Source organism: Pseudomonas sp. URMO17WK12:I12 (genome assembly GCF_000514395.1).
Taxonomy (GTDB): Bacteria; Pseudomonadota; Gammaproteobacteria; order Pseudomonadales; family Pseudomonadaceae; genus Aquipseudomonas; species Aquipseudomonas mucoides.
The window spans coordinates 66868-92422 of record NZ_AZVV01000018.1 but is presented as its reverse complement, the minus strand read 5'-3'; the positions used below and the strand labels follow the sequence as shown (position 1 = coordinate 92422).

General features: G+C 60.2%; 26 protein-coding genes. 15 read left to right on the top strand and 11 right to left on the bottom strand.

Going from position 1 to position 25555, the window contains the following annotated elements; genetic code table 11:
• Positions 1-3: 3 nt before the first annotated feature.
• Positions 4-1161: an efflux RND transporter periplasmic adaptor subunit EmhA gene (gene emhA / locus D882_RS0124055; RefSeq protein ID WP_027925600.1), complete on the bottom strand. Its 1158-nt coding sequence runs from the start codon at positions 1159-1161 to the stop codon at positions 4-6.
• A gap of 265 nt (positions 1162-1426) precedes the next feature.
• Here emhA and emhR point away from each other — a divergent pair, with 265 nt between their 5' ends.
• The gene (gene emhR, locus D882_RS0124050) at positions 1427-2059 is read left to right on the top strand and encodes an efflux system transcriptional repressor EmhR (protein ID WP_027925599.1); all 633 of its coding nucleotides are present in this window, start codon (positions 1427-1429) and stop codon (positions 2057-2059) included.
• Positions 2060-2282: 223 nt separating this feature from the next.
• On the opposite strand, the gene D882_RS0124045 is transcribed toward emhR, so the two are convergent.
• Genes D882_RS0124045 through D882_RS0124035 form a run of 3 tightly spaced genes read right to left on the bottom strand, consistent with a single transcriptional unit; the run spans position 2283 to position 4864 of the window.
• Positions 2283-3332 carry an alkene reductase gene (locus D882_RS0124045; protein ID WP_027925598.1) on the bottom strand — a complete coding sequence of 350 codons (1050 nt, stop codon included), beginning with the start codon at positions 3330-3332 and terminating at the stop codon, positions 2283-2285.
• A 28-nt stretch (positions 3333-3360) separates the two neighbouring features.
• The gene (locus D882_RS0124040; protein ID WP_027925597.1) at positions 3361-4527 is read right to left on the bottom strand and encodes an MFS transporter; all 1167 of its coding nucleotides are present in this window, start codon (positions 4525-4527) and stop codon (positions 3361-3363) included.
• A gap of 34 nt (positions 4528-4561) precedes the next feature.
• A complete protein-coding gene (locus D882_RS0124035; protein ID WP_007983055.1) occupies positions 4562-4864 on the bottom strand; it encodes a helix-turn-helix transcriptional regulator in 303 nt (100 codons plus the stop codon).
• Positions 4865-5035: 171 nt separating this feature from the next.
• Here D882_RS0124035 and D882_RS0124030 point away from each other — a divergent pair, with 171 nt between their 5' ends.
• Positions 5036-5614, top strand: coding sequence for an ACP phosphodiesterase (locus tag D882_RS0124030; protein ID WP_027925596.1), 579 nt, complete (start codon positions 5036-5038; stop codon positions 5612-5614).
• Positions 5615-5721: 107 nt separating this feature from the next.
• Here the strand turns inward: D882_RS0124030 and D882_RS0124025 are convergent, their stop codons facing one another.
• A complete protein-coding gene (locus D882_RS0124025) occupies positions 5722-6513 on the bottom strand; it encodes a 1-acyl-sn-glycerol-3-phosphate acyltransferase (protein ID WP_027925595.1) in 792 nt (263 codons plus the stop codon).
• Positions 6513-7268, bottom strand: a complete 756-nt coding sequence (gene olsB, locus D882_RS0124020) for an L-ornithine N(alpha)-acyltransferase (RefSeq protein WP_027925594.1) — start codon at positions 7266-7268, stop codon at positions 6513-6515. The genes D882_RS0124025 and olsB overlap by 1 nt, the downstream gene beginning before the upstream one ends.
• Positions 7269-7422: 154 nt before the next feature.
• Here olsB and D882_RS0124015 point away from each other — a divergent pair, with 154 nt between their 5' ends.
• The 5 genes from D882_RS0124015 to D882_RS0123995 all read left to right on the top strand — a co-directional run bounded on the left by D882_RS0124015 (position 7423) and on the right by D882_RS0123995 (position 11829).
• The gene (locus D882_RS0124015; protein WP_027925593.1) at positions 7423-8301 is read left to right on the top strand and encodes an acyl-CoA dehydrogenase; all 879 of its coding nucleotides are present in this window, start codon (positions 7423-7425) and stop codon (positions 8299-8301) included.
• 157 nt (positions 8302-8458) lie between these two features.
• Positions 8459-9553, top strand: coding sequence for a serine hydrolase (locus tag D882_RS0124010; RefSeq protein ID WP_027925592.1), 1095 nt, complete (start codon positions 8459-8461; stop codon positions 9551-9553).
• A complete protein-coding gene (locus D882_RS0124005) occupies positions 9550-9870 on the top strand; it encodes a hypothetical protein (protein WP_027925591.1) in 321 nt (106 codons plus the stop codon). The genes D882_RS0124010 and D882_RS0124005 overlap by 4 nt, the downstream gene beginning before the upstream one ends.
• A 209-nt stretch (positions 9871-10079) precedes the next feature.
• Positions 10080-10670 (top strand): YceI family protein, encoded by a 591-nt coding sequence (locus tag D882_RS0124000; protein ID WP_027925590.1) that lies wholly within the window; start codon positions 10080-10082, stop codon positions 10668-10670.
• Position 10671: 1 nt separating this feature from the next.
• Entirely contained in the window at positions 10672-11829 is a 1158-nt protein-coding gene (locus tag D882_RS0123995) for a phosphatidylserine/phosphatidylglycerophosphate/cardiolipin synthase family protein (RefSeq protein ID WP_027925589.1), read from the top strand.
• Between the two features lie 149 nt (positions 11830-11978).
• On the opposite strand, the gene bglX is transcribed toward D882_RS0123995, so the two are convergent.
• On the bottom strand, positions 11979-14270 hold the full coding sequence (gene bglX, locus D882_RS0123990) for a beta-glucosidase BglX (RefSeq protein WP_027925588.1): 2292 nt from the start codon (positions 14268-14270) through the stop codon (positions 11979-11981).
• 235 nt (positions 14271-14505) lie between these two features.
• Between bglX and D882_RS0123985 the strand changes: the two genes are divergently transcribed.
• From D882_RS0123985 to D882_RS0123970, 4 genes are all read left to right on the top strand, one after another.
• Positions 14506-15114: a LemA family protein gene (locus tag D882_RS0123985; RefSeq protein WP_027925587.1), complete on the top strand. Its 609-nt coding sequence runs from the start codon at positions 14506-14508 to the stop codon at positions 15112-15114.
• 34 nt (positions 15115-15148) lie between these two features.
• Complete coding sequence (locus tag D882_RS0123980) at positions 15149-15904, top strand: YgcG family protein (protein ID WP_027925586.1); 756 nt, start codon at positions 15149-15151, stop codon at positions 15902-15904.
• 28 nt (positions 15905-15932) lie between these two features.
• Entirely contained in the window at positions 15933-16550 is a 618-nt protein-coding gene (locus D882_RS0123975; protein WP_027925585.1) for a TPM domain-containing protein, read from the top strand.
• 123 nt (positions 16551-16673) lie between these two features.
• On the top strand, positions 16674-17888 hold the full coding sequence (locus D882_RS0123970) for an SAM-dependent methyltransferase (RefSeq protein WP_027925584.1): 1215 nt from the start codon (positions 16674-16676) through the stop codon (positions 17886-17888).
• A gap of 86 nt (positions 17889-17974) precedes the next feature.
• Here the strand turns inward: D882_RS0123970 and D882_RS0123965 are convergent, their stop codons facing one another.
• Entirely contained in the window at positions 17975-18865 is an 891-nt protein-coding gene (locus D882_RS0123965) for a DMT family transporter (RefSeq protein ID WP_027925583.1), read from the bottom strand.
• 301 nt (positions 18866-19166) lie between these two features.
• Here D882_RS0123965 and D882_RS0123960 point away from each other — a divergent pair, with 301 nt between their 5' ends.
• From D882_RS0123960 to D882_RS0123950, 3 genes are all read left to right on the top strand, one after another.
• Positions 19167-19748 carry a DJ-1/PfpI family protein gene (locus D882_RS0123960; protein WP_027925582.1) on the top strand — a complete coding sequence of 194 codons (582 nt, stop codon included), beginning with the start codon at positions 19167-19169 and terminating at the stop codon, positions 19746-19748.
• A 14-nt stretch (positions 19749-19762) separates the two neighbouring features.
• Positions 19763-20068, top strand: a complete 306-nt coding sequence (locus tag D882_RS0123955; protein ID WP_027925581.1) for a ribbon-helix-helix domain-containing protein — start codon at positions 19763-19765, stop codon at positions 20066-20068.
• A 165-nt stretch (positions 20069-20233) separates the two neighbouring features.
• Positions 20234-20578, top strand: a complete 345-nt coding sequence (locus D882_RS0123950) for a YegP family protein (protein ID WP_027925580.1) — start codon at positions 20234-20236, stop codon at positions 20576-20578.
• A 118-nt stretch (positions 20579-20696) separates the two neighbouring features.
• Here the strand turns inward: D882_RS0123950 and D882_RS0123945 are convergent, their stop codons facing one another.
• Positions 20697-21716: a DUF4917 family protein gene (locus D882_RS0123945; RefSeq protein ID WP_027925579.1), complete on the bottom strand. Its 1020-nt coding sequence runs from the start codon at positions 21714-21716 to the stop codon at positions 20697-20699.
• Between the two features lie 156 nt (positions 21717-21872).
• Between D882_RS0123945 and yiaY the strand changes: the two genes are divergently transcribed.
• Complete coding sequence (gene yiaY, locus D882_RS0123940; RefSeq protein ID WP_027925578.1) at positions 21873-23021, top strand: L-threonine dehydrogenase; 1149 nt, start codon at positions 21873-21875, stop codon at positions 23019-23021.
• On the opposite strand, the gene D882_RS0123935 is transcribed toward yiaY, so the two are convergent.
• Complete coding sequence (locus D882_RS0123935) at positions 23018-24184, bottom strand: multidrug effflux MFS transporter (protein WP_027925577.1); 1167 nt, start codon at positions 24182-24184, stop codon at positions 23018-23020. The genes yiaY and D882_RS0123935 overlap by 4 nt on opposite strands.
• A gap of 18 nt (positions 24185-24202) precedes the next feature.
• Positions 24203-25435: an aminotransferase class I/II-fold pyridoxal phosphate-dependent enzyme gene (locus tag D882_RS0123930; protein ID WP_027925576.1), complete on the bottom strand. Its 1233-nt coding sequence runs from the start codon at positions 25433-25435 to the stop codon at positions 24203-24205.
• Positions 25436-25555 lie beyond the last annotated feature (120 nt).

The following is a 25555-nucleotide window of genomic DNA, read 5'->3' as shown; positions in this document are numbered from 1 at the left end:
GGTTTACTCCCCTTTGCCGCTGGAAGCCTTATCAGCTGCCTGTGCGGGGGCCGGGTTCTTTACGCCAACGTTGGTCGCTTCACTGGCTTTGACTTCGATACCAGGTTTGACGAATTGCAGCCCTTCGGTGATCAGGCGATCGCCTGCCTTCAGGCCGTCCTCGATCAGCCATTGGCTGCCGACGGTGCGGCTGGCCTTGAGCTGACGCAACTCGACCTTGTTGTCAGGACCGACGACCAGTGCAGTCGGGGTGCCTTTCAGGTCACGGGTCACGCCTTGTTGCGGCGCCAGAATGGCTGCTGCGTTCACACCGGACTGCAACTGGGCGTGCACGAACATACCCGGCAGCAGGGTGTGTTCCGGGTTCGGGAACACGGCGCGCAAGGTCACGGAACCGGTGGTCTGATCAACCGAGACTTCGGAGAATTCGAGCTTGCCGTCCAGCTTGTACTGGCTGCCGTCTTCGAGGGTCAGCTTGACCGTTGCCGCGTTGTCGCCAGCCTTTTGCAGGCGACCGCTTTCCAGTTCACGGCGCAGTTGCAGCAATTCCACCGAGGACTGCGTCACGTCGACGTAGATCGGGTCGATTTGCTGGATCACTGCCATCGGATCGGCCTGGCCGCTGGTGACCAGCGCGCCTTCGGTCACGTTCGAGCGACCGATACGACCGGTCAGCGGCGCGTAGACCTTGGTGTAGCGCACGTTGATCTGGGCGGTTTGCAAGGCGGCTTCCGATTGCAGGCGGTTGGCCACGGCCGTGTCGTATTCCTGACGGCTGACGGCTTGCTCGTTGACCAGTTGCTTGTAGCGGTCGGAGATCGACTTGGTCTGTTGCAGGTTGGCTTCGGCACTTTTCAGGGTGGCGTCATACACCGACGAATCGATCTGATAGAGCTGTTGGCCAATCTTGACGTCGCCGCCTTCCTTGAACATGCGCTTGAGAATGATGCCGTTCACCTGAGGACGCACTTCGGCGATGCGGTACGCGCTGGTACGGCCCGGCAGGTCGGACGTCAGCGTAAACGTTTGCGGTTGCAGGGTAACGACGCCGACCTGAGGAGGCGGTGCGGCTGGTGCCGCTTCTTCCTTTTTGCATCCGCTGAGCAGCGATGCCAAGGCGACGGCAGTGACCAGAGCGGTAACAGCTGGCTTGAATTGCATGAAAATCCTCGGGTCAGGCGCGCAAAGTGCGCACTAGAAAGGTGGAAGGGTAAAAATAGGGTGCTGAGTGGATAAGTAGCTTGCTAAGGAATATACTTACGTTCATGGTTGTTTGTAAACACCTTGGCTGTGTACCCACTTCGCTACAAAAGCCGTTCGAAGGTTTGAATTCTAAGACGGGGACGGCGCCCAAGAGCGAACGCTCCACTTTTATTCAGCTGATGTTCAGACATCACTGAAGCATCCTGATTGAGGTTTTACTGCCATGGTCCGTCGCACCAAAGAGGAAGCTCAAGAAACCCGCGCCCAGATACTCGAAGCGGCAGAGAAAGCCTTTTATGAAAGGGGCGTGGCACGCACGACACTGGCGGACATCGCGACCCTGGCCGGCGTGACTCGCGGTGCCATCTACTGGCATTTCAGCAACAAGGCCGATCTGGTGCAGGCCATGCTGGATACCTTGCATGAGCCACTGGATGAGATGGCCAGGGCCAGCGAAAGCGAAGAAGAACTCGACCCGCTCGGCTGCATGCGCAAGCTGCTGATTCATTTGTTTCATCAAGTTGCACTGGACCCGAAAACCCGACGCATTAATGAGATTCTGTTTCATAAGTGCGAATTCACCGATGAAATGTGCGATCTGCGCCAACAGCGCCTGACGGCCAGCCTTGATTGCAATGTGCGCATCGGCCTGGCCCTGCGTAATGCCGTGAATCGGGGGCAAATGCCCGCAGACCTCGACACGGCGCGCGCGGCCATCAGCCTGCACGCGTACATCGATGGCATCCTGTACAAGTGGTTGCTGGCCCCCGACAGCTTTCAATTGCACGCCGAAGCCGAGCGTTGGGTCGAGACCGGGCTGGACATGCTGCGCTTGAGCCCAAGCCTGCGCAAATGAAACAAAATGCGTAATCGGCGTCGCCACTGTCAACTTTCCAGGCGGGGGCCGATGCCATAGGGTGCTTTTATATACGGACGCTCGCCAGGATGACAGGTAGCGAGCTACGTATTTTGTAGGAATTTTGTGTCTTGGATGTGAACGTGTGTGATCACGCCACGTTAAAAACCAAAAAGCCCCGGCTCTCACGAGTCGGGGCTTTTTGCATTTCAGTGACGGATGCTTACAGCGCAGGGTAGTCGATGTAACCGACCGGGCCTTTTGCGTAGAACAGTTCTGGACGTGCTTCGTTCAGCGGCGCATCGGCCTTCAAACGGGCCGGCAAGTCCGGGTTGGCAATGAACGGCACACCAAAGGCGACCGCATCGGCCTTGCCGCTGGCCAACCAGGCGTTGGCGCTATCCTTGGTGAAGCGTTCGTTGGCGATGTACGGGCCGCCGAAGGCTTCTTTCAGTTGTGGGCCGAGGCTGTCGCCGGCTTCTTTCTCGCGGGAGCAGATGAAGGCGATGCCACGCTTGCCCAGTTCGCGAGCGACGTAGGTGAAGGTTTCGGCCAGGTTGTCGTCGCCCATGTCATGGGAGTCAGCACGCGGTGCCAGGTGCACACCCACGCGGCCGGCGCCCCAGACTTCGATGGCTGCGTCGGTCACTTCCAGCAGCAGGCGTGCACGGTTTTCCAGGGAACCGCCATAGTTGTCGGTGCGCTGGTTAGTGCTGCTTTGCAGGAACTGGTCGAGCAGGTAACCGTTGGCGCCGTGGATTTCCACACCGTCAAAACCGGCAGCCTTGGCGTTCTCGGCACCGGTGCGGTAAGCGTCGATGATGTCGGCGATTTCAGCGGTTTCCAGGGCACGCGGCGTTGGATAGTCGGCCAATGGGCGAACCAGGCTGACGTGACCTTTTGGCTGGATGGCGCTCGGTGCGACCGGCGCTTCGCCGTTCAGGTACGAGGTGTGGGACACCCGGCCGACGTGCCACAGTTGCAGGAAAATCTTGCCGCCCGCGCCATGGATCGCTTTGGTCACGTTAGCCCAGCCACGGACCTGGTCGTTGGACCAGATGCCCGGGGTGTCCGGGTAGCCGACACCCATTGGCGTGACCGAGGTGGCCTCGCTGAGAATCAGGCCGGCGGAAGCGCGCTGGACGTAGTATTCGGCCATCAGCGCGTTTGGCACGCGGCCTTCGTCGGCGCGGCAACGGGTCAGCGGCGCCATGATGATGCGGTTGGCCAACTCGATGTCGCCCAGTTTGATCGGATCGAAAATAGTCGTCATGAAAACACCCTCGTGAGGTTCAAGTGGATTAGTGAGTCGCTGGAGCCAGTTCGGGATTGCCGCTCTGGCGGAAAGTAATCAGGGTCACCAGCAGGGCGAGTACCGCCAGTGCGGCAGCCGCGAGCGGTACGCTGGTCAGGCCGAAGCCGTGGGCGATGACACTGCCGCCGACCCAGGCACCGAGGGCGTTGCCGATGTTGAAAGCGCCGATGTTCAGGGTCGACACCAGGTTCGGTGCCGCTTTGCCAAAGGTCACCACGTTCACTTGCAGGGCCGGCACGGCGGCAAAACACGCGGTGGCCCAGAGGAACAGGGTGATTTCGGTCGGGATCAGCGCAACGCTGGTCCACGTCAGCACGGTGGAGACCACGGCCATGCTGATGAACACACCAATCAGCGTCGCAGCCATGCCTTTGTCCGCCAGTTTGCCGCCGATGATGTTGCCGACGGTCAGGCCCAGGCCGATGAGCATCAGGGTCCAGGTCACGCCACGTGGCGAGACGCCGGTAACTTCGCCCAGCAACGGCGCGACGTAAGTGAAGAGGGTGAAGACCGAGGCCGCGAACAGCGCAGTCATGCTCAGGGACAACCAGATCCCGGCACCCTTGAGCGCAGCCAGTTCGGCACGCATGTCGAGTTTTTCTTCATCACGCTTGGCCGGCAGGAAGCGGATCAGGCCAATCAGGGCGATCACACCAATTACCGTCACGGCCCAGAAGGTCGAGCGCCAGCCGGCCTGTTGGCCGAGCGCGGTGCCCAGTGGCACGCCGAGCACGTTGGCCAGGGTCAGGCCGGTGAACATCAAGGCCACGGCCGAAGCGCGTTTGTTGGCCGGCACCAGGCCTGCCGCCACCACCGAACCGATACCGAAGAAGGCACCGTGGCAGAGCGCCGTGACAACGCGTGCAAACATCAACACGTTGTAGTCACTGGCGAGGGCGCAGAGCAAGTTGCCGATGATGAAGATCCCCATCAACGCCACCAGTGCAGCCTTGCGCGGCAGTCGGGCGGTGGCCAGCGCCATGAACGGCGCCCCGATGGCCACGCCCAGGGCGTAACCGGTCACCAACCAGCCAGCGCCGGGGATCGACACACCGAGGTCAGCCGCCACATCGGGCAGCAGGCCCATGATGACGAACTCGGTGGTGCCGATGGCGAAGGCACTCAAGGCCAGTATGAGAAGCGAGAGGGGCATTGTTGATTCCTTGTCGGCTGACTGACGTTAAGGGTCAGAGCTCTTTACTGAAGGTCTTGAGGAATTCCTGGATGGTTTCCTCATTACGTTTGAAAAAATGCCACTGGCCGACTTTGCGGCTGCTGATCAGGCCGGCGCGTTGCAGCGTCGCCAGGTGCGCGGACACCGTGGACTGCGACAAGCCGCAACGTTGATCGATCTGCCCGGCACAAACGCCGTGCTCGTTGCTGTGGGACTGGTCAGGAAATTCGACGGTAGGGTCTTTGAGCCAGTGCAGGATTTCTCGCCGTACTGGGTGTGCCAGGGCTTTTATTATTTCGTCGAGATTAATGGTCATGGGGGTGAGCTCGTGATGGTTAAAACGCTATATCGCGATGAGGCGAACTTTAAATCGGTATTTCGCGATATACAAATATGATTTGGCTCTGAGCCGCTAACAATTCGGTATATCGAGTTATAACGATACGTGGGATGTAAAGATCCAAAGGCGCAGTGCTAAGCTGCGCCTATGAACTATCTCGCACATCTTCACCTCGGTGGCCAGCGTCCCGGTCAATGGCTCGGCAGTCTCTATGGCGATTTCGTCAAAGGACGGCTGCAAGGGCAATACGCGCCGGAGATCGAGGCGGCCATTCAGCTGCACCGCAGCATCGACGTGTTTACCGACCGCCATCCGCTGGTGGATGTTGCGTTGTCGCGGTTTTCCACGACACGCCGGCGTTACGCCGGGATCGTGCTCGACGTGTTTTTCGACCACTGCCTGGCACGGGACTGGACGCTGTACGCCGACCGGCCGCTGGAGTTGTTCACGTCGGATGTGTACCGGGTGCTGGCGGCCGAGCCGCAGTTGCCGGAACGGTTGGCGAGCATCGCGCCGCACATGGTGGCGAATGACTGGTTGGGGTCGTATCAGGAATTCGAGGTGCTGGAACAGGTGCTGCGGGGGATTTCTCGGCGGTTGACCCGGCCGGAGGAACTGGCGGGGGCGATGCAGGAATTGCGGGTGTTGTATGAACCGTTGAGTGACGATTTCAGGCTGTTCTACCCACAGCTCCAAACCTTTGCCCAACACTACCCAACACCTTGAACCCAATGTAGGCGTGAGCCTGCTCGCGATGGCGGCATAACATTCAACAATGATGTGAATGAAAGACCGCTATCGCGAGCTGGCTCACTCCTACAGGGGATGTGTGTTTAAGCAGCGATGGCCGGGCGCATCGGGATTGGCTGCTTCTCCGCAATCGCCCCAAACAACGCTTTCTGCACCGCTTGCTGCGCTTCGAACGCCAGCGCTGCACGTTCGCGACCTTCGCAAGCAATCGGCTTGAGCAGGTGAATCTCCACATCCCCCCGGTCATTGGCAAACAAGCGCATCAAATGCGACAGCAGATCATCGTCGCCAATGAACGGTGCCAAGGTGTCGAGCTGACCGTCACGCAAATAACGAATCGCCACCGGTTGCAGCTGCACCTCTGAATCAATTGCCGCCGACAGCAAGCGACCATGAAAGGTACGCAACGACCGGCCATCGGTGGTGGTGCCTTCCGGGAACATCAGTAGCGGATGCTCCTGTTCCAGGTGGCGGGTCATTTGTTTGCGGATCAGTTGACTATCGCCCGACCCACGACGAATAAACAGACTGCCAGCCTTGGCCGCCAACCAACCCGCCACCGGCCAGGTGCGCACTTCGGCCTTGGACAGGAACGACATCGGCGTGAGCATGCCCAGCAGCGGGATGTCAGTCCAGGACACATGATTACTGACCCAGAGCATCGGTTGCTTGGGCAATTCACCCTGAACAGTCACGTGGAAGGGCAGGGCATTGCTCAACCGCGTCATGAAAAATCGCGACCAGCGTTGGCGGCGGACCATCGAGTGGGCGATGCCCATGCGCTCGAACAGACCGAACACGCAGGCCATGCTCAATCCCAGCGCGACCACCACCAGCACTCGCGCAATCCGCGCGTACACCCGCAACCGATTCATCACATGGCCGCCTTGAAGTGCTTGGCGTAACGCGGGCAGAGCTCGTCGCGCTTGAGCAGGATGAACACGTCGGCCACCTGGAAATCTTCGTCCCAGCAAGGCTCGCCGCAGATCTTCGCGCCGAGGCGCATGTAGGCCTTGAGCAGCGGCGGCATTTCGGCGATCACGTTAGAAGGAATATCCAGCGTCGGCAGCGGCTTTTTCGGCTCGGCGCGCAGGTGTTCGGTGCACAGGTAGCGTTCGCGCAGGCGCTGCATGATCGCGTGGGCCTGGATGCCGCCGTCCTGCATCGGGATGCTCGCGCAGCCCATCAAATAGCTGTAGCCGCCCTGATTCAATACTTCGGCCAGTTCACCCCAGAGCACAGCGATGGTGCCGCCGTTGCGGTAGGCCGGGTCGACGCAGGTGCGGCCGATTTCCAGGATCGGGCCTTTGAGATGCACCAGGCCGTGCAGGCTGAATTCTTCTTCGCTGTAAAACTTGCCCAGGCTGCTGGCCGCCGTGTGATCGAGCAAACGGGTGGTCGCCACCAGGCGCCCGGTATTCAAGTCACGCACGCCGATGTGGGCGCAATGAACATCATAGTCATCCATGTCCAGACCCAGCTCAGCGCCCTTCAGCTTGGCGTTGAACTCGCCGCTGAACACGTTGAAGCGCAAGGCCTGGGCTTCCTGCAAGGCCTCGCTGCCGATCAGGCGTTCGGCTTGCAGGCGGCGGTCGTTGCCGGTGTCGCGGATGCGGGCGATCTGAGTCATGGCGATTCTCCGTGCGGGCTGCTCACCCGTCTTGGGTTACAGCGGATCGACTTTCTTTATGCAGCCGTTTTGTGCAAGGTCAGGCTATGTAGCCCCGGTGTCATCGCCATTAAGCTTTGGTGATGCTTATATGACAGCCCACGAGGAGCCTCTTATGCCCTGGCAAAACCTGTTGAACCGCCAAGAACGCCTGCCCGCCAACCCGGATCTGGCGGAAGGTTTCGTGACCTTGTTGCACCAGTTGGGCACGGTGACGCCGTTTGAACTGGCCGTGGCTGGCGGGCGTTTGATGGCCACGCCGGGGCTGGCGTTTCTGGTGGGGTATCAGGCAGCGTTGCGCATGCTCTGGCCGAGCGCGCCGCTGAGCCTCGGCGCGCTGTGTGCGACCGAACAGCGCAGCCTGCGACCGGCGGACATGCAAACCCGTCTCACGGATTTGCGCCTGAGCGGGCGCAAGGATTTCGTCACCGCCGGTGATGCCGCCGAATGGCTGCTGATCGCTGCCCGCAGTGAAGCGCCCGGCGACCCTGTAAGCCTGAGCCTGGCGGTGGTCTATCCCGACGAACCCGGCGTGCGCCTGGAAAAGCTGCCGGCGATCCCGCTGATGCCGGACATCAGTCATGGCCGCTTGTTTCTCGACAATGCCCAGTGCGAGTTGTTGGCGGGGGATGGTTGGGATGCCTACGTCAAACCGTTCCGCACCCTTGAAGATGTGTACGTATTGAGCGCCATGACGGCGTGGCTGTATGGCATTGGCCAGGACAGCGACTGGCCGCAAGCGTTGCAGTTGCGGTTACTGGCGCTGCTGGCCGGGTGCGCGGAAGTCAGCCGTCAGGCACCGAACAATGCGGCCGGGCATGTGTTGTTGGGTGGGTTGTTTGCGCAGTTCGAGGGGCTCAAGGTTGAAATTGATCTGGCGTTGGCCGATGGGCCGGGGCATTGGGCGGCGATGTGGCAGCGGGATCAGGCGGTGATGGATTTGGCGGCGGGTGCCAGAGGTAAGCGGTTGGCCAAGGCATTAGCCGTGAATTAAAGGGCCCCATCGTGAGCAGGCTCACGCCTACAGTTTGAAATGCATTCCCCTGTAGGAATGAGCCTGCTCGCGATGGGGCCAGTATGGGCAACACAGATCCCAAAACTGTCATCAACCTCAACTAGGCTCAGCAAGTTAATCCTCCCGAGCCCACGCCATGTTCAAAGGCTTGTCCCTCATTGTCATGCTGCTGCTCAGCCTCCCGACCCACGCCGAAAACTGGCCGGCCGAGCAATGGTCAACCGCCCCGGTCATCACCGGGCCAGCGCTTCAAGCCCTGGAAACCTACGCCTTCCCACCCCGTGACGACAGCACCCGAAAAGGCGTGCGCACCGACGCCTTGCTGGTGATCCGCGACGGTCAATTGATCTACGAACGCTACGCCGGCCCGACCACCGCCGACACGCCACACCTGACATGGTCGATCAGCAAAAGCCTCATGGCCACGGTGCTGGGTGTGGCCTATGGCGAAGGCCTGTTCAAACTCCAGGACCCGGTGCAGACGTTTTATCCGCCGATGAAAAAACACCCCGGCGTGACCATGGCCGACCTGCTGCATTGGGCTTCGGGGCTGGACTGGCAGGAAGACTATGAATACGCCCCGTTGAAGTCCTCGGTGGTGGCGATGCTCTACACCCGTGGTCATCAGGACATGGCTGCGTTCACCGCCGAGCATCCCGAATACGCCGAGCCCGGTCAGGCCTTTCGTTACTCCAGTGGCGACAGCGGTTTGCTCGCCGCCGCGCTGAAAAATATCGTCGGCCCGGCACGTTATCCAGACTATCCGTGGACTGCGCTGTTCGAGCCCTTGGGCATCCACCATGCCGTTTGGGAAACCGATGCCACGGGCACTTTCGTCGCTTCGTCCTACGCCTATCTCACGGCTCGCGATCTGGCACGCATCGGGTTATTGATGGCGCGCGACGGGCGCTGGCAGGGTCGTCAGTTGCTGCCCAAAGACTGGGTCGCCTTCAATCGCGAACCGTTCGCCCGCTATCACGCTCATCAGGATGACGCCGTACCTGGCGGTCAATGGTGGCTCAATCGCGCAGTGGACGGGGCGGCACAACCCTGGCCCGATGCGCCGGCCGATACCTTCGCCGCACTGGGTCATTGGGGGCAGGCGATGTACGTTATTCCCAGCGAAAACCTGGTGATCGTGCGCTATGGCGATGATCGCGACGAGAGCTACCAGCACAATGAATTGCTCAAGCTCGCGCTCAAGGCGTTTGCTCAAAAGGTGCAGCCATGAGTTTTCTTCGACACAGACCGTTCAGCGCGTTGTTCCTGGCAATGCTGGTCGCGCTGCTCGGCTGGATCTGGCAGGAGCGAGTGGCGCTGTGGGCGTTCCCTGACATCATCAGCGCCTACACCGCCAAGGAATATTGCTCGTGCCGGTATGTGATGAACAACGAGATCGGGTATTGCCACCGCTATGTAAAGCAGTGGCTGCCGACCAGCAGTTTTGTCGATGATGCCGCCAGCAAACGGGTCACGGTCAGTGGCATGGGCCGTAGCAACAGCGCTGTGTGGATCGGCGAACGCCAAGGTTGCCGTCTGCAACCCTGACGCCCACGAACCTTTGTAGCCGCTGCCGAAGGCTGTGTTCGGCGGCGAAGCCGTCGTAAAACCAAGCGCCGCGGTACTTCAGGTTGCCTCGCTTCGCAGGATTTCACGACGGCTTCGCCGCCGAACGCAGGCTTCGCCAACGACTACAGGTTTGCATCTTGCTGCCGGGCGGTTAAGGTTCGTGCAGGTTTATCTGCACACGAGTCTCTATGTTCAACCGCTCCCTCTCTAAAACCCTCGCGCTCCTGCTGTTGGCCGGTGCCACGCTGTCGGCCCGCGCCGATTGGTATCTGGACGGGGAGTCCTCGCGGCTGTCGTTCATCAGCACCAAAAACGCCAACCTCTCCGAAGTGCAGCGCTTTCTGGTGTTGCACGGCAAGGTCGACGCCAAAGGCCTGGCCGAGGTGGAAGTCGAACTGGAGTCGGTGAACAGCGGCATCCCCTTGCGTGATGAACGGATGCGCAAAGAGCTGTTCGAGATCCAGACCTATCCTGAAGCGTTGATTACTGCGCAGATTGATCTGCGTCCAATCAACGACCTCGCGCCCGGCGCGCAGTTGGAGTTGCGCTTGCCGCTGACCGTCAACCTGCATGGCAAGCAACATCAATACAACGCCGAATTGCTGGCGACGCGCCTCGATGACCGACGCTTTCAAGTGGTAACCCTGGAGCCGCTGGTAATCAATGCCGAAGATTTTGATCTGGCTCCCGGGCTGGAAACGTTGCGCAAGGTTGCCGATCTGTCGGCCATCAGTCTGTCGGTACCGGTGGGTGCGGTACTGATTTTCACGGCGCGCTGACATGGCCGGCGCAATCTTTCCCTGGCGTGAAGGCAACCACTTCGAGCTGCTGATCGACGGTCCGCAGTTTTTCCCACGCATGCTGGTCGCGATTGCCCGCGCCGAAGAACAGGTCGAGCTGGAGCTGTATCTGGTGGAGGCGGGCGCCTGCGCCGAGGCCATGGTGCAAGCCCTGGTGTCGGCAGCCGAACGCGGTGTGCGCGTGCGCTGCCTGTTCGATGACTATGGCAGCCTGGCGTTTACCCTGACCTTGCGTCAGCGCCTGACGGCGGCCGGGGTCGAATTGCGTTTCTACAATCGCCTGAGCTGGCGGCGTTGGGTCGGCAACTTCTACCGCGATCACCGCAAGCTGTTGCTGGTCGATCAAAGTCTGGCGGTGGTCGGTGGCACGGGCGTCACCGATGAGTTCTGGACGCCGGGTGAAGACACCAGCGAATGGCACGAAGTCATGGTGGAAATCACCGGGCCTTTGGTCATTGACTGGCAATTGTTGTTCGACCGCCAATGGATCGCCAACCGCCATCGACGGGCCTGGAAACCGGCCTCGCATTTTGGCTTGCCGCGCCTGCCACGAGTGCCGTCGATGGGTGAAGGCATGGGCCGGGTGGCCTATGCCGACGCCCGCCAGCACCGCGACATTCTGCAATCGCTGGTTCGCGCGCTGAACAGCGGCCAGCAACGCATCTGGCTGGCGACGCCGTACTTCCTGCCGACCTGGAAAGTCCGCCGCTCACTGCGCCGGGCCGCCGGTCGGGGTGTTGACGTGCGCCTGTTGTTGACCGGGCCGCGCACCGATCACCCGTCGGTGCGTTACGCCGGGCATCGCTACTATCCGCGATTGCTCAAGGCCGGGGTGAAAATTTTCGAGTACCAGCCGTGTTTCCTGCACCTGAAAATGGTCCTGATCGATGATTGGGTGAGCATCGGCTCATGCAATTTCGATCACTGGAACTTGCGCTTCAACCTGGAAGCCAACCTTGAAGCGCTGGACCCAGGGCTGACGCTGGCAGTGGCGGGGAGTTTCGAACGGGACTTTGCGCAGAGCCAGGAAGTCAGCCTCGAAGAATGGCAACGCCGGCCATTGTGGAAGCGGGTCAAGCAACGGATCTGGGGCTGGGTGGATCGGCTGGTGGTGAACCTGCTGGATCGCCGCGGATAGCCGCCGTACCCAAAAAACCATTGGAGGAAAACCACTGTGGGAGCCGAGCTTGCTCGCGATGGCGGCGTAACAGTCAACATAGGTGTTGGATGTTATGGCCTCATCGCGAGCAAGCTCGGCTCCCACAGGTTTTTGCGGTGTTTGAATAATTACAGCAACTCAAAGCTCTGCTGTGTCACGTCCTGGGAGTCCAGGCCGATCTGCACGTTGAACTTGCCCGGCTCGGCAGCGAACTTGAGCTGGGTGTTGTAGAACTTCAAGTCGTCCTCGGTGATGGTGAAGTGCACGACTTTCTGTTCGCCGGCCTTGAGCATGACTTTCTGGAAGTTCTTCAGCTCCTTGATCGGTCGGATCATCGAGCCAGTCACGTCCTGGATGTACAACTGCACCACGGTTTCGCCGTCGCGTTTGCCGGTGTTTTTCAACGTGACGCTGGCGTCGAGCTTGCCGGTCTTGTTCAGTGTGGTCGACGACAGGGCCATGTCGCTCAGGCTGAAATCGGTGTAGCTCAGACCGAAACCAAACGGGAACAGTGGGCCGGTGGTGTCATCGAAATACTGCGAGGTGTAGTTGCCCGGTTTGCCCGGCGTGAATGGCCGGCCAATGCTCAGGTGGTTGTAGTAGGTCGGAATCTGACCCACCGAGCGCGGGAAGGTGATCGGCAGTTTGCCCGACGGGTTGTAGTCGCCGAACAGCACGTCAGCGATGGCGTTGCCGCCTTCGGTGCCGCTGAACCAGGTCTCCAGAATCGCGTCAGCCTGTTCCTTTTCTTCGAGAATCGACAGCGGGCGGCCGTTCATCAACACCAGCACCAGCGGCTTGCCGGTGGCTTTCAGGGCGCGGATCAGTTCACGCTGGTTTTGCGGAATGTTGATGTCGGTGCGGCTCGACGATTCGTGGGACATGCCACGGGACTCGCCCACCGCTGCCACCACCACGTCGGCATCCTTGGCGGCTTTCACCGCTTCATCGATCAGCACTTGCGCCGGACGCGGATCATCCACCACTTCCGGGGCGTCGAAGTTGAGGAAGTTCAGATAATCCAGGACCTTCTTGTCACTGGTGATGTTGGCGCCACGGGCGTAGATCAGCGTGGCCTTGTCGGCGACGGCGGCGTTCATGCCGTCGAACAGGGTCACCGATTGTGCCGGTTTACCCGCCGCTGCCCAGCTGCCCATCATGTCGATTGGCGCCTTGGCGAGCGGGCCGACCAACGCGATTTTCGCGGTTTTCTTCAGCGGCAGGGTTTCGTTCTGGTTCTTCAGCAACACCAGGCTGCGACGCGCGACGTCACGGGCCTCGGGGCGATGCAGGCGGCTGTCGGCGTAGGTGTCGGCCGGATCATCTTCAGCCTTGCCGATGCGCAGGTACGGGTCCTTGAACAGACCCATGTCGTACTTGGCGCCGAGCACTTCACGCACGGCGTTGTCGATGTCGCTTTGCGCGATCTCGCCCGATTTCAACAGCCCCGGCAGTTCTTTGCCGTACAGCGTGTCGTTCATGCTCATGTCGATGCCGGCCTTGATCGCCAGCTTCGCGGCTTCGCGACCGTCAGCGGCGACGCCGTGCTTGATCAACTCGAAAATCGCCCCGTGGTCGCTGACCGCCAGGCCTTTGAAGCCCCATTCCTTGCGCAACAGGTCATTCATCAGCCAGGTGTTGGCGGTGGCCGGCACGCCGTTGATCGAGTTCAGGGCAACCATCACCCCGCCGGCACCGGCGTCAATCGCCGCGCGGTAAGGTGGCAAGTAGTCCTGGTACATCTTGACCGGGCTCATGTCGACCACGTTGTAGTCGCGACCGCCCTCGACCGCGCCGTACAAGGCAAAGTGTTTGACGCTGGCCATGATGCTGTCAGCCGCGTTGGCGCCTGAACCCTGGAAGGCTCGGACCATCACGCCGGCAATGCGCGACACGAGGTAGGTGTCTTCACCGAAGCCTTCGGAAGTCCGGCCCCAGCGCGGGTCGCGGGAGATGTCGACCATCGGCGCGAAGGTGATGTCGAGGCTGTCCGCCGCGGCTTCCTTGGCGGCGATGCGCCCGGAGCGGCCGATCGCGTCCATGTCCCAGCTCGAAGCCAGGGCAATCGGGATCGGGAAAATGGTGCGGTGGCCGTGGATCACGTCATAGGCGAAGAACATCGGGATCTTCAACCGGCTGCGCATGGCCGCGTCCTGCATCGGGCGGTTTTCCGGGCGGGTGATCGAGTTGAACGTGCCGCCGATGTTGCCGGCCGCGATTTCCTTGCGGATCAGTTCGCGTGGCATTTCCGGGCCGATGCTGATCAGGCGCAATTGGCCGATCTTTTCATCGAGGGTCATCTGCTTCATCAGGTTACTGATGAAGGCGTCCTTGTTCTCCAGAGGTGCGGGGGTCGTGGCGGCCAATACGTTATGACTGGCCAGGCTGACGAACAGGCCCAGCAAATACAGCTTCTTCATGAATTGTTTTCTCAAAAGCCTAAACGGCAGTGAATACGCGCCGATCAGCCAAAAGTTAGGGAGCGACTATTGTTGTTCAAGTAAATGCAGCACACTTCTGCGTGTTTTTTGTGCAGGGGCATCTTTTAGCCCATTGGCTCGTTGCAATCCAGTGGCGGCGGCAGATTATGCCCCAAGTGCCCGGTCAGAAGAGTGTGATTGGTTTTTCAACGGAATGTGCCAGGGAGTGACCCAGATGAATGCAAGACACCACTATCGCTCGAGCTTGCAGGTGGCAGCCCTGATGCTGTTGACCACTGTGCTCGCGGGCTGCGGCATCAATACGATTCCGACCCTCGACGAGCAGGCCAAGGCCGCGTGGGGCCAGGTGCAGAACCAGTATCAGCGTCGCGCCGACTTGATCCCCAACCTGGTGGAAACTGTCAAAGGCTATGCCAAGCACGAAGAAGAAACCCTGACCGCGGTGATTGAAGCACGGGCCAAGGCAACGTCTATTCAGGTGGACGCCAAGACCCTGGATAACCCGGAAAAACTCAAACAGTTCCAGCAGGCCCAGGATCAACTGACGGGGGCGTTGAGCCGTTTGATGGTGGTGTCCGAGCGTTATCCGGACCTGAAGGCCAACCAGAACTTCCTCGCCTTGCAGTCGCAACTTGAAGGCACCGAAAACCGCATCGCCGTGGCCCGTCGTGATTTCATCCTCGCGGTGCAAAAGTACAACACTGAGATTCGTACTTTTCCCGGTCGCTTGTGGCACACCGTTTTGTACAGCGATTTGCCGATCCGCGAAACCTTCGAGGCGACCACGCCGGATGCCGATAAGGCACCTCAGGTAAAGTTCTGACCGGCTAAAAGCATTACCACGGATGAGGTTGCCAATGCGCGTGTTGAAAGTGGGGCTGATGCTGTTGTTCTGGGTGTGTGCCCTGACGGCGCAGGCCGAGTTGAAGTTTCCGGCGCTGACCGGGCGGGTGGTCGATAACGCCCAGATGATCGAGCCGTCGGTGCGCGAGCAACTGACACAACAACTTCAGGCCCATGAAAGCGCCACTGGCGAGCAGTTGGTGGTGGTCACGTTGCCGGACTTGCAAGGCACCGACATCGCGGACTTCGGCTACCAATTGGGCCGAGCCTGGGGCATTGGCCAGAAAGATAAAAATAACGGCGCGCTGCTGATCGTTGCGCGCGATGAGCGTAAATTGCGCATCGAAGTCGGGTATGGCCTCGAAGATCGACTGACCGACGCGCAAAGTTCGGTGATTATCAATCAGGTGATCACCCCCGCGTTCAAGGCGGGTAACTTCAGCAAAGGCATCAGCGACGGGGTCGCGGCGATGCTGGTGGTGTTGGGCGGCAGCCCGCTGGATGAACCCTCAACGGTCTATGAGCCGCGCGGTGATGAGGACAGCGACTTCGTGGCGCGTCATCCCGGCGTCTTCGTGTTTCTGGTGATGCTGTTCATCCTGACGATTTTTGTCTTGCAGATGCTCGGGCTTCTGCCCTCCGGCCGTGGGGGTTCGGGTGGTTCGGGCGGCGGTTTCGGCGGCGGTGGTTTTGGTGGCGGCGGTGGAGGCGGGGGCTTCAGCGGCGGCGGGGGCAGTTTCGGGGGCGGCGGTTCGTCGGGCGGCTGGTGATAACAATAATGAGCAGGCACTTTTCAACATGGCATTACTGACTGAACACGAACAACGCAAAGTCGCCGAGGCGATTGCCCGGGTCGAGCGCGACACTGACGCCGAACTGGTGACCGTGCTCGCTGCCCGCGCCGACGACTACGCATACATTCCGCTGCTGTGGGCCAGCCTGCTGGCGCTGATGGTGCCGGGGATCGTGCATTACCTCAGCGGCTGGCTGACCCTGCACAGCTTGCTGCTGGTGCAATGGATCACTTTTGTGGTGCTGTGCCTGGTGTTCCGCCTGCCGAAAGTCACCACGCACCTGGTCCCGCGTTCAGTGCGGCACTGGCGCGCCTCGAACCTGGCGCGCCGGCAATTCCTGGAGCAGAACCTGCACCACACGGTCGGTAGCACCGGAATGCTGATTTTTGTCTGCGAGGCTGAGCGCTATGTGGAAATCCTGGTGGATGAAGGGATTTCCAGGCGGCTGGACAACAAGAACTGGGACTCGATTGTGGCGGCGTTCACCCAGCAGGTGAAACAGGGGCAGACGTTGCAAGGGTTCGTGACGTGCATCGAGGCGTGTGGTGAATTACTTAAAGTGCATGTGCCGGTAACGCAGGTGCGCAATGAATTGCCGAACCGGTTGGTGGTGTTAGGCTGATGCTTGACCACGCGCCAGCTGCTACAGATCGTGCCGTTCGGGAAATTACCCGTGCCCTGCATCGACATCCCCCCTAAAATACCCGCCATTCCCCGATTCGCTCCGCCCGAGGCCGTTTTGCCCATGTCCGTCACCGCCACTCCCGCCAGCCTCGCGCCGGATCACCACGCCCAGTTCATCGACCTGCTGCAAACCAGCCTCGACGCCAACGCCTTTATCAAGCTGGTGCTGGCCAAGTACGTCGGTACCGAAGCGGATTTACAGCGCCTGATCATCAAGCAGCTGACGGTCAAGGATCAGCCTTGCCTGTCCTTCGTCTATCGCTACAAAACCCGCGACATCACCAAGAACCTGCCGCTGGCCGAAGGTGTCGCGACCATCGCCGCGCTGCTGCCGGCCTCGTTCAAAAATGCGCATTTGTTGTCATTGACCGATGAAGCCCAGCTCGAATACAGCAAAAAGGGCAAGTCTTCGCTGTTCAAGAGCAAACCTCAGCAATTGCGTGAAGTGCCATCCGCCGAGCACAACCGCGAAAAAAACCGCTTCCTCGACCTGAGCCGGCCGTTCCTCGCCGACCTTGGCGTGACCAACAGCAAACACGAGCTGATTCCGGCGATGTCGCGCAAGTGGAAGCAGATCAACAAGTTCATCGAAGTCTTCAGCCATGCGCTGACTACCTCACCGCTGGCGCTGGACAAGCCGGTGCAGGTGGCGGATTTCGGTTCGGGCAAGGGTTACCTGACGTTCGCCATCCACGACTACCTGCGCAACACCTTGAACGCTGAAGGCGTGGTGACGGGTGTCGAGCTGCGTGAAGAAATGGTCAACCTGTGCAACGCCGCTGCGGCGAAACTCGAGCACCCGGGGCTGGTGTTCAAATGCGGTGACGTGCGCAGCGTGGCACCGAGCAAGCTGGACGTGATGATCGCCCTGCATGCCTGCGATATCGCCACCGACTACGCGATTCACACCGGCATTCGTTCCGGCGCCTCAATCATCATGTGCTCGCCGTGCTGCCACAAACAGATCCGCCTGCAAATCCAGAGCCCGGCACTGCTCAAGCCGATGCTGCAATACGGTCTGCATTTGGGCCAGCAAGCTGAAATGGTCACCGACAGCTTGCGCGCGTTGTTCCTTGAAGCCTGCGGTTATGAAACCAAGGTGTTCGAGTTCATCTCGCTGGACCACACCAACAAGAACAAGATGATCCTGGCGGTCAAACGCGCCGAGCCGGTGGACCCGGCCCAGCTGTTGGTGAAGATTCAGGCGCTGAAGGATTTCTACCACATCCGCGAACACTGTCTTGAAACCCTGCTGCGGGCTGACGGCTACCTCTGAGCCCTGTAGGAGCCCGGCTTGCCGGCGATGGCGATGGCGATGGCGATTTCGAATACGCCATCGCCGGCAAGCCGGGCTCCTACCGTTCAGGCGGTGGCGATGCGTGCGGGTTTAACCGCGGTCTTGCGGCCCAGCATCACGGTCACGATCACCCCGGCGGCAAACAGCCAAGTGATCGGCTCGATGTGTTCACCAAAGAACAACGCCGAAAATGCAATCGTGAAGAAGATCTGCAACAACTGAATCTGACTGACCCGAGCAATCCCGCCCATCGCCAACCCGGCGTACCAGGCAAAAAAACCAATGAACTGCGAAAACAGCGAAACATAACCAAACGCCCACCAGGTCTTCGCTGAAATTTCGCCTTGATGTTGCAGCGCCAGATACACCACCGGTCCGATCAACAGCGGTGTCGACAACACCAGCGCCCAGCAGATCACCTGCCAGCCGCCCATTTCCTTGGCCAATCGACCGCCCTCGGCGTAGCCCAGACCACCCACCGCAATTGCCCCGAGCATCAACAAGTCACCGGCCTGAATGCTGCCGGCACCGCTGATCAACGCATAACCCAGCACCAATGCACTGCCCAACGCGGCGCAGGCCCAGAAGGCTTTTGACGGCCGTTCGTGGGATAACCACGCGGCGTACAGCGCCACGCACAGCGGTTGCAGACCGTTGACCAGGGCACCGTGGGACGCCGGCAAGGTTTGCATGGCCCACGCCGACAACACCGGAAAACCGAGAATGACCCCGGCGATCACCAGGGTCAGGCCTTTGACCTGTTTCCAGGTCGGCCATTTCTCCCGTCGCCACAGCAACAGCAACGCCGCCGGCACCGCCGCGAACAGCGCCCGGCCGAGGCCATTGAGCAGGGGATGCAGTTCCTGCACGACGATTCGCGTGAAGGGCAGGGTGAGGCTGAAAATCACAACGCCGAGCAGGCCGAGGGCCATGCCGGTGTTTTCGCGCGAGGACATGATTTGGGGACCAGAATTCAGGGTGAGGGGAAGTGCCTTCATCTAGCCACAAACCGCGTTGGCTGCGCTGTTACAGCTAGGCGCAGAGTTATCCGTACAGTTTGAGGGCGCCATCGCGGGCAAGCCACGCTCCCACAGTTGATCGCATTCCCATGGACGACTCGGTCAACTGTTGGGCGCGTGGCTTGCCCGCGATGAACGATGATGCGGTCCATCAGGTAGTAGCAGGTTATTACCCGACCCACTGGATAAGGACTACCTTGAATACTCCTGCCAATGTTCCCCCAGAGGAGTCCTCCCCATGGCTGCCAAGAAAATCCTGATGCTGGTCGGCGATTACGTCGAAGACTACGAAGTGATGGTGCCGTTCCAGGCGCTGCTGATGGTCGGTCACACCGTCCACGCCGTGTGCCCGGACAAAACCGCCGGCCAGACCGTGCGCACCGCGATCCACGACTTCGAAGGCGACCAGACCTACAGCGAAAAACCCGGCCACCTGTTTGCCCTGAACTTCGATTTCGCCAAAGTCGCTGAGTCCGACTATGACGCGCTGCTGATCCCCGGCGGCCGTGCGCCGGAATACCTGCGCCTGAACGACAAAGTCCTGGACCTGGTGCGCGCCTTCGACAAGGCCGGCAAGCCGATTGCTGCCGTGTGTCATGGCGCGCAATTGCTGGCAGCGGCCGGAATTCTCGAAGGCCGCGAGTGCAGTGCTTACCCGGCCTGCGCCCCGGAAGTCCGTCTGGCGGGCGGCACGTTCATCGATATCCCGGTGACGCAAGGCCATGTTCAAGGCAATCTGGCCACTGCCCCGGCCTGGCCGGCGCACCCGAGCTGGCTCGCCGGTTTCCTCGGGTTGCTGGGCACCAAAATCACGCTGTAACGAGGGACCTGTCCATGTGCGAGCTTTACGTCAAGGCCGATCCGATCCTCTACGAATCGCGCTCCCGCTCGCTGCGCATCTGCGGGGTGGTCACCACCCTGCGGCTGGAGAACCAGTTCTGGGACATTCTCAGCGAAATTGCCGAAGTCGATGGCATGACCACCAACCAACTGATCGCCAAGCTGTATGAAGAGGTGATGGATTACCGGGGGGAAGTGGTGAATTTTGCCTCGTTTTTGCGGGTGAGTTGTATGCGGTATTTGAGTCAGCGGCGGGTCGCTGTGCCGGAATTGTCGGTGGTTCGGGCGGTGGTGAAGTAGCGAATACCGCGTAGACCCATTCGCGAGCAGGCTCACTCCTGCAGGGGATCGCATTTCCATCGTAGGAGTGAGCCAGCTCGCGATGGGGCCTGTGCAGGCGACAGAAACCGTGGTGTGGTCTTTACTCTGAAACGCGAAACCTCTCAATCGCCAAGGAGAAAGAGCATGTCCGGATGGTACGAAGTGAGCAAAAGCAGCAGTGGCCAGTTCAGGTTTGTTCTCAAGGCCGCCAATGCCGAAACCATTCTGACCAGCGAGCTGTACACCACCCGCGCCGCCGCCGACAAAGGCATTGCATCGGTTCAGTCCAACAGCCCGCTGGATGAGCGCTACGAAAAAAAGACCACCAAGGATGGCCATCCTTATTTCAACCTCAAGGCCGGTAACCACGAGATTATCGGCAGCAGCGAGTCGTACGCCTCCGCTGCCGCGATGGATAAGGGCATTGCCAGTGTGAAAGCCAATGGGCCGACCACGGTGATCAAGGACAAGACCTTGCCGGTGCTCTAAACACACATTTCAAACTCACACACATCCCGCTGTAGGAGTGAGCCTGCTCGCGATCGCTGCTTAGCATTCGACGAAGAGGTTGAATGTCAGACCGCCATCGCGAGCAGCCGCCTCGCCGCTAAACCTCAACCGGAACCGTAAGCTTCGGATTCCCCAACGCGTGCGTCTTCGAATCAAAAAACCGCAGCGCTGATCCCGTCCCCTCAAACACCTTCGCGTAATGCCGCTTCTGATGCTGGATAAACGCCTTGCTGCGCGGATAAATCGAGATCGCCACCACCGACGGTTTCGCCTGGCGCAACGCATGAACGATATGGCTATCCTGCTCGCCCAGCGCATGTCCAAAGACACACAACCCGTCGCCATGCCCCAATAACTGGTCATAACAGAACGACAGATAATCCGAGCTGCGAATGGTCTTGAGCTTGTCCTGCGCCGGCCCTTCGTTCACGAACAGCGGCACGTCATCCAGGGTCTTGATCGTATTGTTGATCGCGAAACTGCCGAGCAGCGTGCCCTCGGTCGACATCAGCTTGCGCGCCGTGCCGTCCTGATTGCGCACCAGGTGCAAACCACCGTGCAGGTACAGCAAACGGGTTTTATCGGTCGCCGTGACGCTCAGGTCAAAGCCCGGCTCGGCGCCCTGGAACAGGTCGGTGATCGCGTCCGGCTGATGCTGGATGGACCAGTAATTGAGCAAGTCATAGTTGGTGGTAAACACCGTCCGATAGTTGCCCAGTTCCGAGCTGATGGTCGCCAGCGTCGAAGGCACGACCAGTCGCCATGGAATATGTACTGCATGCACGGTGTTGATCAGCGCTTCCTTGATCGCGTAATAGCGATTGCGCGGTGCGGCGGAGCTGACGGCCAACGCCTTGTTCACGCGACTGGTGGTTTTCAGCGCGCTCAGCACTTGTTCGAAACTGCGTGTCTGCATCGCCTCGAACACGCTCAGCTCGGACTGGCTCAGCGGTTTTTCTTCGACGGTGCGCGCATTCTCGAACAGCGAGTCGTAACCAAAGTCGTCCCACACCGCACGGCTGGCGCCGTTGCCCACCAGCAGGCCGCTGAACGAGGCGGTGGCGCGCAAGGCGTTCCAGTCTTCAAGTTGGGCATCAACATCCTGGAAATCGGTCATTGCGGTCAAAGTCTCAAAGCAAAAGGTCTGATGGGCGGCGACTTTATCACGACCATGACTTGAGCCAGATCAAGTTACTGCGTGAGCGAAGGGTCGAAGCTGTGGGCGTCCCGCTGGATCGGCGTCGCCGATTCGGCCCAGCCAGGAGAATCGCTCATGAGCAGCACGTTTTTCATTCCCGCCGTGAACATCATGGGCACGGGTTGCCTCGACGAAGCCATGGACACCATTGGCAAGTATGGCTTTCGCAAAGCGCTGATTGTCACCGACGTCGGGCTGGCCAAGGCCGGCGTTGCGAAAATGATTGCGCAAAAACTGGCGATGCAGGACATCGATTCGGTGATCTTTGACGGCGCCAAACCAAACCCGAATATGGCCAACGTTGAGCTCGGCCTGGGCTTGTTGAAGGAAAGTTGCTGCGATTTTGTGGTGTCTCTCGGGGGTGGTTCGCCCCACGACTGCGCCAAGGGCATCGCGTTATGTGCGACCAACGGCGGGCAGATCCGCGACTATGAAGGTGTCGATCAATCAAGCAAACCGCAGCTGCCGCTGATCGCGATCAACACCACCGCCGGCACCGCCAGCGAGATGACGCGTTTTTGCATCATCACCGACGAATCGCGCCACGTGAAAATGGCCATTGTCGACCGCAACGTCACGCCGCTGCTGTCGGTCAACGACCCGGCGCTGATGGTCGCCATGCCCCAGGGGCTGACGGCCGCCACCGGCATGGACGCACTGACCCACGCCATCGAAGCGTACGTCTCCACCGCCGCCAACCCGATCACCGATGCTTGTGCACTGAAGGCGATCACGTTGATCAGCAACAACCTGCGGCTGGCGGTGCGCAACGGCGATGACATGGCGGCGCGGGAAAACATGGCCTACGCGCAATTCCTGGCGGGCATGGCGTTCAATAACGCGTCCCTGGGTTATGTCCACGCCATGGCTCACCAATTGGGTGGGTTCTACGACTTGCCTCATGGCGTCTGCAACGCAGTGCTGCTACCCCACGTTCAAAGCTTCAACGCTCAGGTGTGCGCCCCGCGCTTGACCGACGTGGCTCATGCGATGGGCGCCGACATCCGTGGTTTCAGCCCTGAAGAGGGTGCTCAAGCGGCTATTGCCGCGATCCGTCGCCTGTCCAGTGATGTGGACATCCCGGCCGGATTGCGTGAGCTCGGCGCCAGACTCAATGACGTCCCCATGCTTGCCACCAATGCGCTGAAAGACGCCTGCGGTTTTACCAATCCCCGGGCGGCGGATCAGCGCCAGATCGAGGAGATTTTCCGCAGCGCCTTTTAGGCCGTTTTGCGACCGGGTGCGAGCATGACGCACAGCATCGCGCCCACCGCCAGCAAGGTGCAGAGCAACGACAACGGCCATGCCTGCTGACTGGCGATCAGGCTGGCAACACCGCCAATGATCGCTGCCATCAGTTGATGAATAAAGCCGCTCAACGCCATCGCATAGGCACCCCCGACCGGTGAACCGTCGTTCGCCAGCGACAGGCTGATCGGGTACGTCAACGACTGCCCGAACACCGCCACGCAATAGGGCAACCAGAACAGCAGCGCAATGGGGGTGCCGACGAGGCTGCCCAGCAACATCACCGCGCTCCCGGTCAGCACCAGAGCGACGCCCACCGTTATCAACCGGCGCTGACCGGTGCGCAGTACCAAGGCATTGACCCCCAGTGCTCCCAGAAAGTACGCCGCGCTGATCGGCCAGCCCAGCAGGCCATATTCCACGGCCGACCAGTTGAACGGCCCTTGCAGAATCAGCGGCGCGGCCGTGTTGAAGGCAATAATCACCCCGTAGCCGAGGCCACCGGTAAGCGCCGGCAGCAAGAACGCCCGATCACGCAGAATGCGCCCGTAACTGGGCCACGCAGACGTCTGAACGTTGTCCTCGACCAGCACCGCAAAAGAAACCCGCGCCACGACGATCGCCATCAACAGGCTCGTGCCACCCAGCAGATAGAAAATCCCCGGCCAGCCCAGTGCGACCTGAATGACCGACCCCAGGTATTGGCCGATGCCCAGCGCTATCACGAACGAAATCGAAATCCACGACAACGCCTTGGCCAACAGCTCACCGCGGAAACTGTCGCGGATCAACACCCGTGCCATGACTGAAATCCCGCTGGCACCAATGCCTTGTAACAGCCGAAAAAACAGAAACGCTTCAAGCGTCTGGCCCAGCGGCAGCGCAAGGTTGGCCAAGCCATAAATGCCAAGTGCCGCGAGCAGCACCGGTTTGCGGCCGATGCGCTGGCCGAGGCTGCCCCAGAACAACATCGGCAGTGCCATGCCGATCAGATACACCGCCAGTCCCCAGGACACCTGCGAAGCGTCGGCGGACAGGTGCCGAGCCATCTCCGGCAGCGCCGGCAGGTAAATGCTCATGCCCAGTTGCGCGAGGAAAACCGTGCTGCAGGTGACGAGGAGGGTGGTGCTGCTCTTCATGGAATCATCCCTGGATGTCTAGCGGGCGTCCCCGGCGCAGGTGCGTAAAAGCTCGGTGACGAGTTCACAAAAATGTCGAATCAGCGTCGGCTCCATGTCGGCGCGTAGCGTGATTCTGATGGCGGCCTTGCCTTGTGCAACCACGGGGAAAAACACCGCCGAGGTAAAGAAACCCAGATTGGATAATTCGATGGCAATACGGTTGGCCAGCCTCGCTTCACCGCAGTGGATCAAGCGAATCGGCATGTTGCTGGCGTATTGTGCGGTTCGAATCAGGCTGTCAAAGAGGCGGATATTAACCTGAAGCTTTTCCTGTAACGCAGTCAATGCAGGCGTGTGATGCAGCTGGATGGACGCTCTGCCCGCACCGATGGACGCGCTGTTCAGGCTTTGCGACCAGTTACTGGGGCCGCCGTAGCGTTGAATCAGTTTTTTCTGCCGTTCGTTGCCCAGCATCACCATTCCGCCGCTGGCGCCAAATGACTTGGCCAATGAGGCGACAATCAAGGCGTCATCCTCCAGCGCCTGCAACCTGGGACGCACGAGGCCCGCACCGAACGTGCCGACAGCGGACAACGCGTGGGAGTCGTCGAGGTAAAGAAACAGGCCGTAACGGTCCTTCAGGTACAACAGGCTGTCCAGGTCGGCGACCCCGCCCATGCTGTACGCGCCGTCGGCCACATACGCGACCCTGGCATGTTGCTGGCACTGCGTTTCCAGAAAATCCATGTCGTTGTGCGGGCTGGTCACGACCCTGGTTTCGTCGGCGCAGGCGGCTTTGAGGTGACTCATCGAATAGTGTGCCAAGCGGTCAAACACCATCACCGGCGACCGGTTCTCGGTGAACACGCCGCTGGCCAGCAGCGGCAGGACGCCGGCACTCGCCGCGCTGCACGACAAGGTGCTCAGGCATGTGGCGCCGAACAACGCTGACAGCTCCGTTTCGTACTGATCGAGGATTGCCAGTTTGCAGCGATTTTTCGAGTTGGCGATGCGCAGGGTGCCGGTTTCCCACAAGGTGGTCATGGCGCCATCGAGTAAGTCGGGATGGTGATCCAGGCCCAGGTAGGAGGTGGTGCAGAAGTGATGAAAAGCGCGTCCGTGCTGGTCAACCATGCGGTTGCTGCTTCTGATGTCGACGTTCAGCCCCGCGACTTTTCCCGCTTCCGCGGTTTCCCAGTCGTGATCGGCCAGCGAGATCAGTTTTCGATAGTTGGTGAAAGTGTTTGCCGCGTGCGTTGTCTGGTCCATGTGACGTGTCTGTCCTTGAGTGATGAAACCGTCCGTGTGTTTCCAGACTTTACAGCGTGGGGTGTGGGCGCTGAATCGGCCGTTTCCTGTTCGGTTGAGTGTTACAAGAGATTTACATGT

What these genes read in the sequence shown, in the direction of transcription:
- yiaY (WP_027925578.1), top strand. Translation starts at nt 21,873, where the DNA reads ATGAGCAGCACGTTTTTCATTCCCGCCGTGAACATCATGGGCACGGGT.
- D882_RS0124015 (WP_027925593.1), top strand. Translation starts at nt 7,423, where the DNA reads ATGCCCTGGCAAAACCTGTTGAACCGCCAAGAACGCCTGCCCGCCAAC.
- D882_RS0123930 (WP_027925576.1), bottom strand. Translation starts at nt 25,435, where the DNA reads ATGGACCAGACAACGCACGCGGCAAACACTTTCACCAACTATCGAAAA.
- D882_RS0124040 (WP_027925597.1), bottom strand. Translation starts at nt 4,527, where the DNA reads ATGCCCCTCTCGCTTCTCATACTGGCCTTGAGTGCCTTCGCCATCGGC.
- D882_RS0123945 (WP_027925579.1), bottom strand. Translation starts at nt 21,716, where the DNA reads ATGACCGATTTCCAGGATGTTGATGCCCAACTTGAAGACTGGAACGCC.
- D882_RS0123935 (WP_027925577.1), bottom strand. Translation starts at nt 24,184, where the DNA reads ATGAAGAGCAGCACCACCCTCCTCGTCACCTGCAGCACGGTTTTCCTC.
- D882_RS0124035 (WP_007983055.1), bottom strand. Translation starts at nt 4,864, where the DNA reads ATGACCATTAATCTCGACGAAATAATAAAAGCCCTGGCACACCCAGTA.
- D882_RS0123955 (WP_027925581.1), top strand. Translation starts at nt 19,763, where the DNA reads ATGTGCGAGCTTTACGTCAAGGCCGATCCGATCCTCTACGAATCGCGC.
- D882_RS0123965 (WP_027925583.1), bottom strand. Translation starts at nt 18,865, where the DNA reads ATGTCCTCGCGCGAAAACACCGGCATGGCCCTCGGCCTGCTCGGCGTT.
- D882_RS0123950 (WP_027925580.1), top strand. Translation starts at nt 20,234, where the DNA reads ATGTCCGGATGGTACGAAGTGAGCAAAAGCAGCAGTGGCCAGTTCAGG.
- D882_RS0123970 (WP_027925584.1), top strand. Translation starts at nt 16,674, where the DNA reads ATGTCCGTCACCGCCACTCCCGCCAGCCTCGCGCCGGATCACCACGCC.
- D882_RS0124005 (WP_027925591.1), top strand. Translation starts at nt 9,550, where the DNA reads ATGAGTTTTCTTCGACACAGACCGTTCAGCGCGTTGTTCCTGGCAATG.
- D882_RS0124000 (WP_027925590.1), top strand. Translation starts at nt 10,080, where the DNA reads ATGTTCAACCGCTCCCTCTCTAAAACCCTCGCGCTCCTGCTGTTGGCC.
- D882_RS0123980 (WP_027925586.1), top strand. Translation starts at nt 15,149, where the DNA reads ATGCGCGTGTTGAAAGTGGGGCTGATGCTGTTGTTCTGGGTGTGTGCC.
- D882_RS0124010 (WP_027925592.1), top strand. Translation starts at nt 8,459, where the DNA reads ATGTTCAAAGGCTTGTCCCTCATTGTCATGCTGCTGCTCAGCCTCCCG.
- emhR (WP_027925599.1), top strand. Translation starts at nt 1,427, where the DNA reads ATGGTCCGTCGCACCAAAGAGGAAGCTCAAGAAACCCGCGCCCAGATA.
- D882_RS0124025 (WP_027925595.1), bottom strand. Translation starts at nt 6,513, where the DNA reads ATGAATCGGTTGCGGGTGTACGCGCGGATTGCGCGAGTGCTGGTGGTG.
- D882_RS0123960 (WP_027925582.1), top strand. Translation starts at nt 19,167, where the DNA reads ATGGCTGCCAAGAAAATCCTGATGCTGGTCGGCGATTACGTCGAAGAC.
- emhA (WP_027925600.1), bottom strand. Translation starts at nt 1,161, where the DNA reads ATGCAATTCAAGCCAGCTGTTACCGCTCTGGTCACTGCCGTCGCCTTG.
- bglX (WP_027925588.1), bottom strand. Translation starts at nt 14,270, where the DNA reads ATGAAGAAGCTGTATTTGCTGGGCCTGTTCGTCAGCCTGGCCAGTCAT.
- D882_RS0124030 (WP_027925596.1), top strand. Translation starts at nt 5,036, where the DNA reads ATGAACTATCTCGCACATCTTCACCTCGGTGGCCAGCGTCCCGGTCAA.
- olsB (WP_027925594.1), bottom strand. Translation starts at nt 7,268, where the DNA reads ATGACTCAGATCGCCCGCATCCGCGACACCGGCAACGACCGCCGCCTG.
- D882_RS0123985 (WP_027925587.1), top strand. Translation starts at nt 14,506, where the DNA reads ATGAATGCAAGACACCACTATCGCTCGAGCTTGCAGGTGGCAGCCCTG.
- D882_RS0124045 (WP_027925598.1), bottom strand. Translation starts at nt 3,332, where the DNA reads ATGACGACTATTTTCGATCCGATCAAACTGGGCGACATCGAGTTGGCC.
- D882_RS0123975 (WP_027925585.1), top strand. Translation starts at nt 15,933, where the DNA reads ATGGCATTACTGACTGAACACGAACAACGCAAAGTCGCCGAGGCGATT.
- D882_RS0123995 (WP_027925589.1), top strand. Translation starts at nt 10,672, where the DNA reads ATGGCCGGCGCAATCTTTCCCTGGCGTGAAGGCAACCACTTCGAGCTG.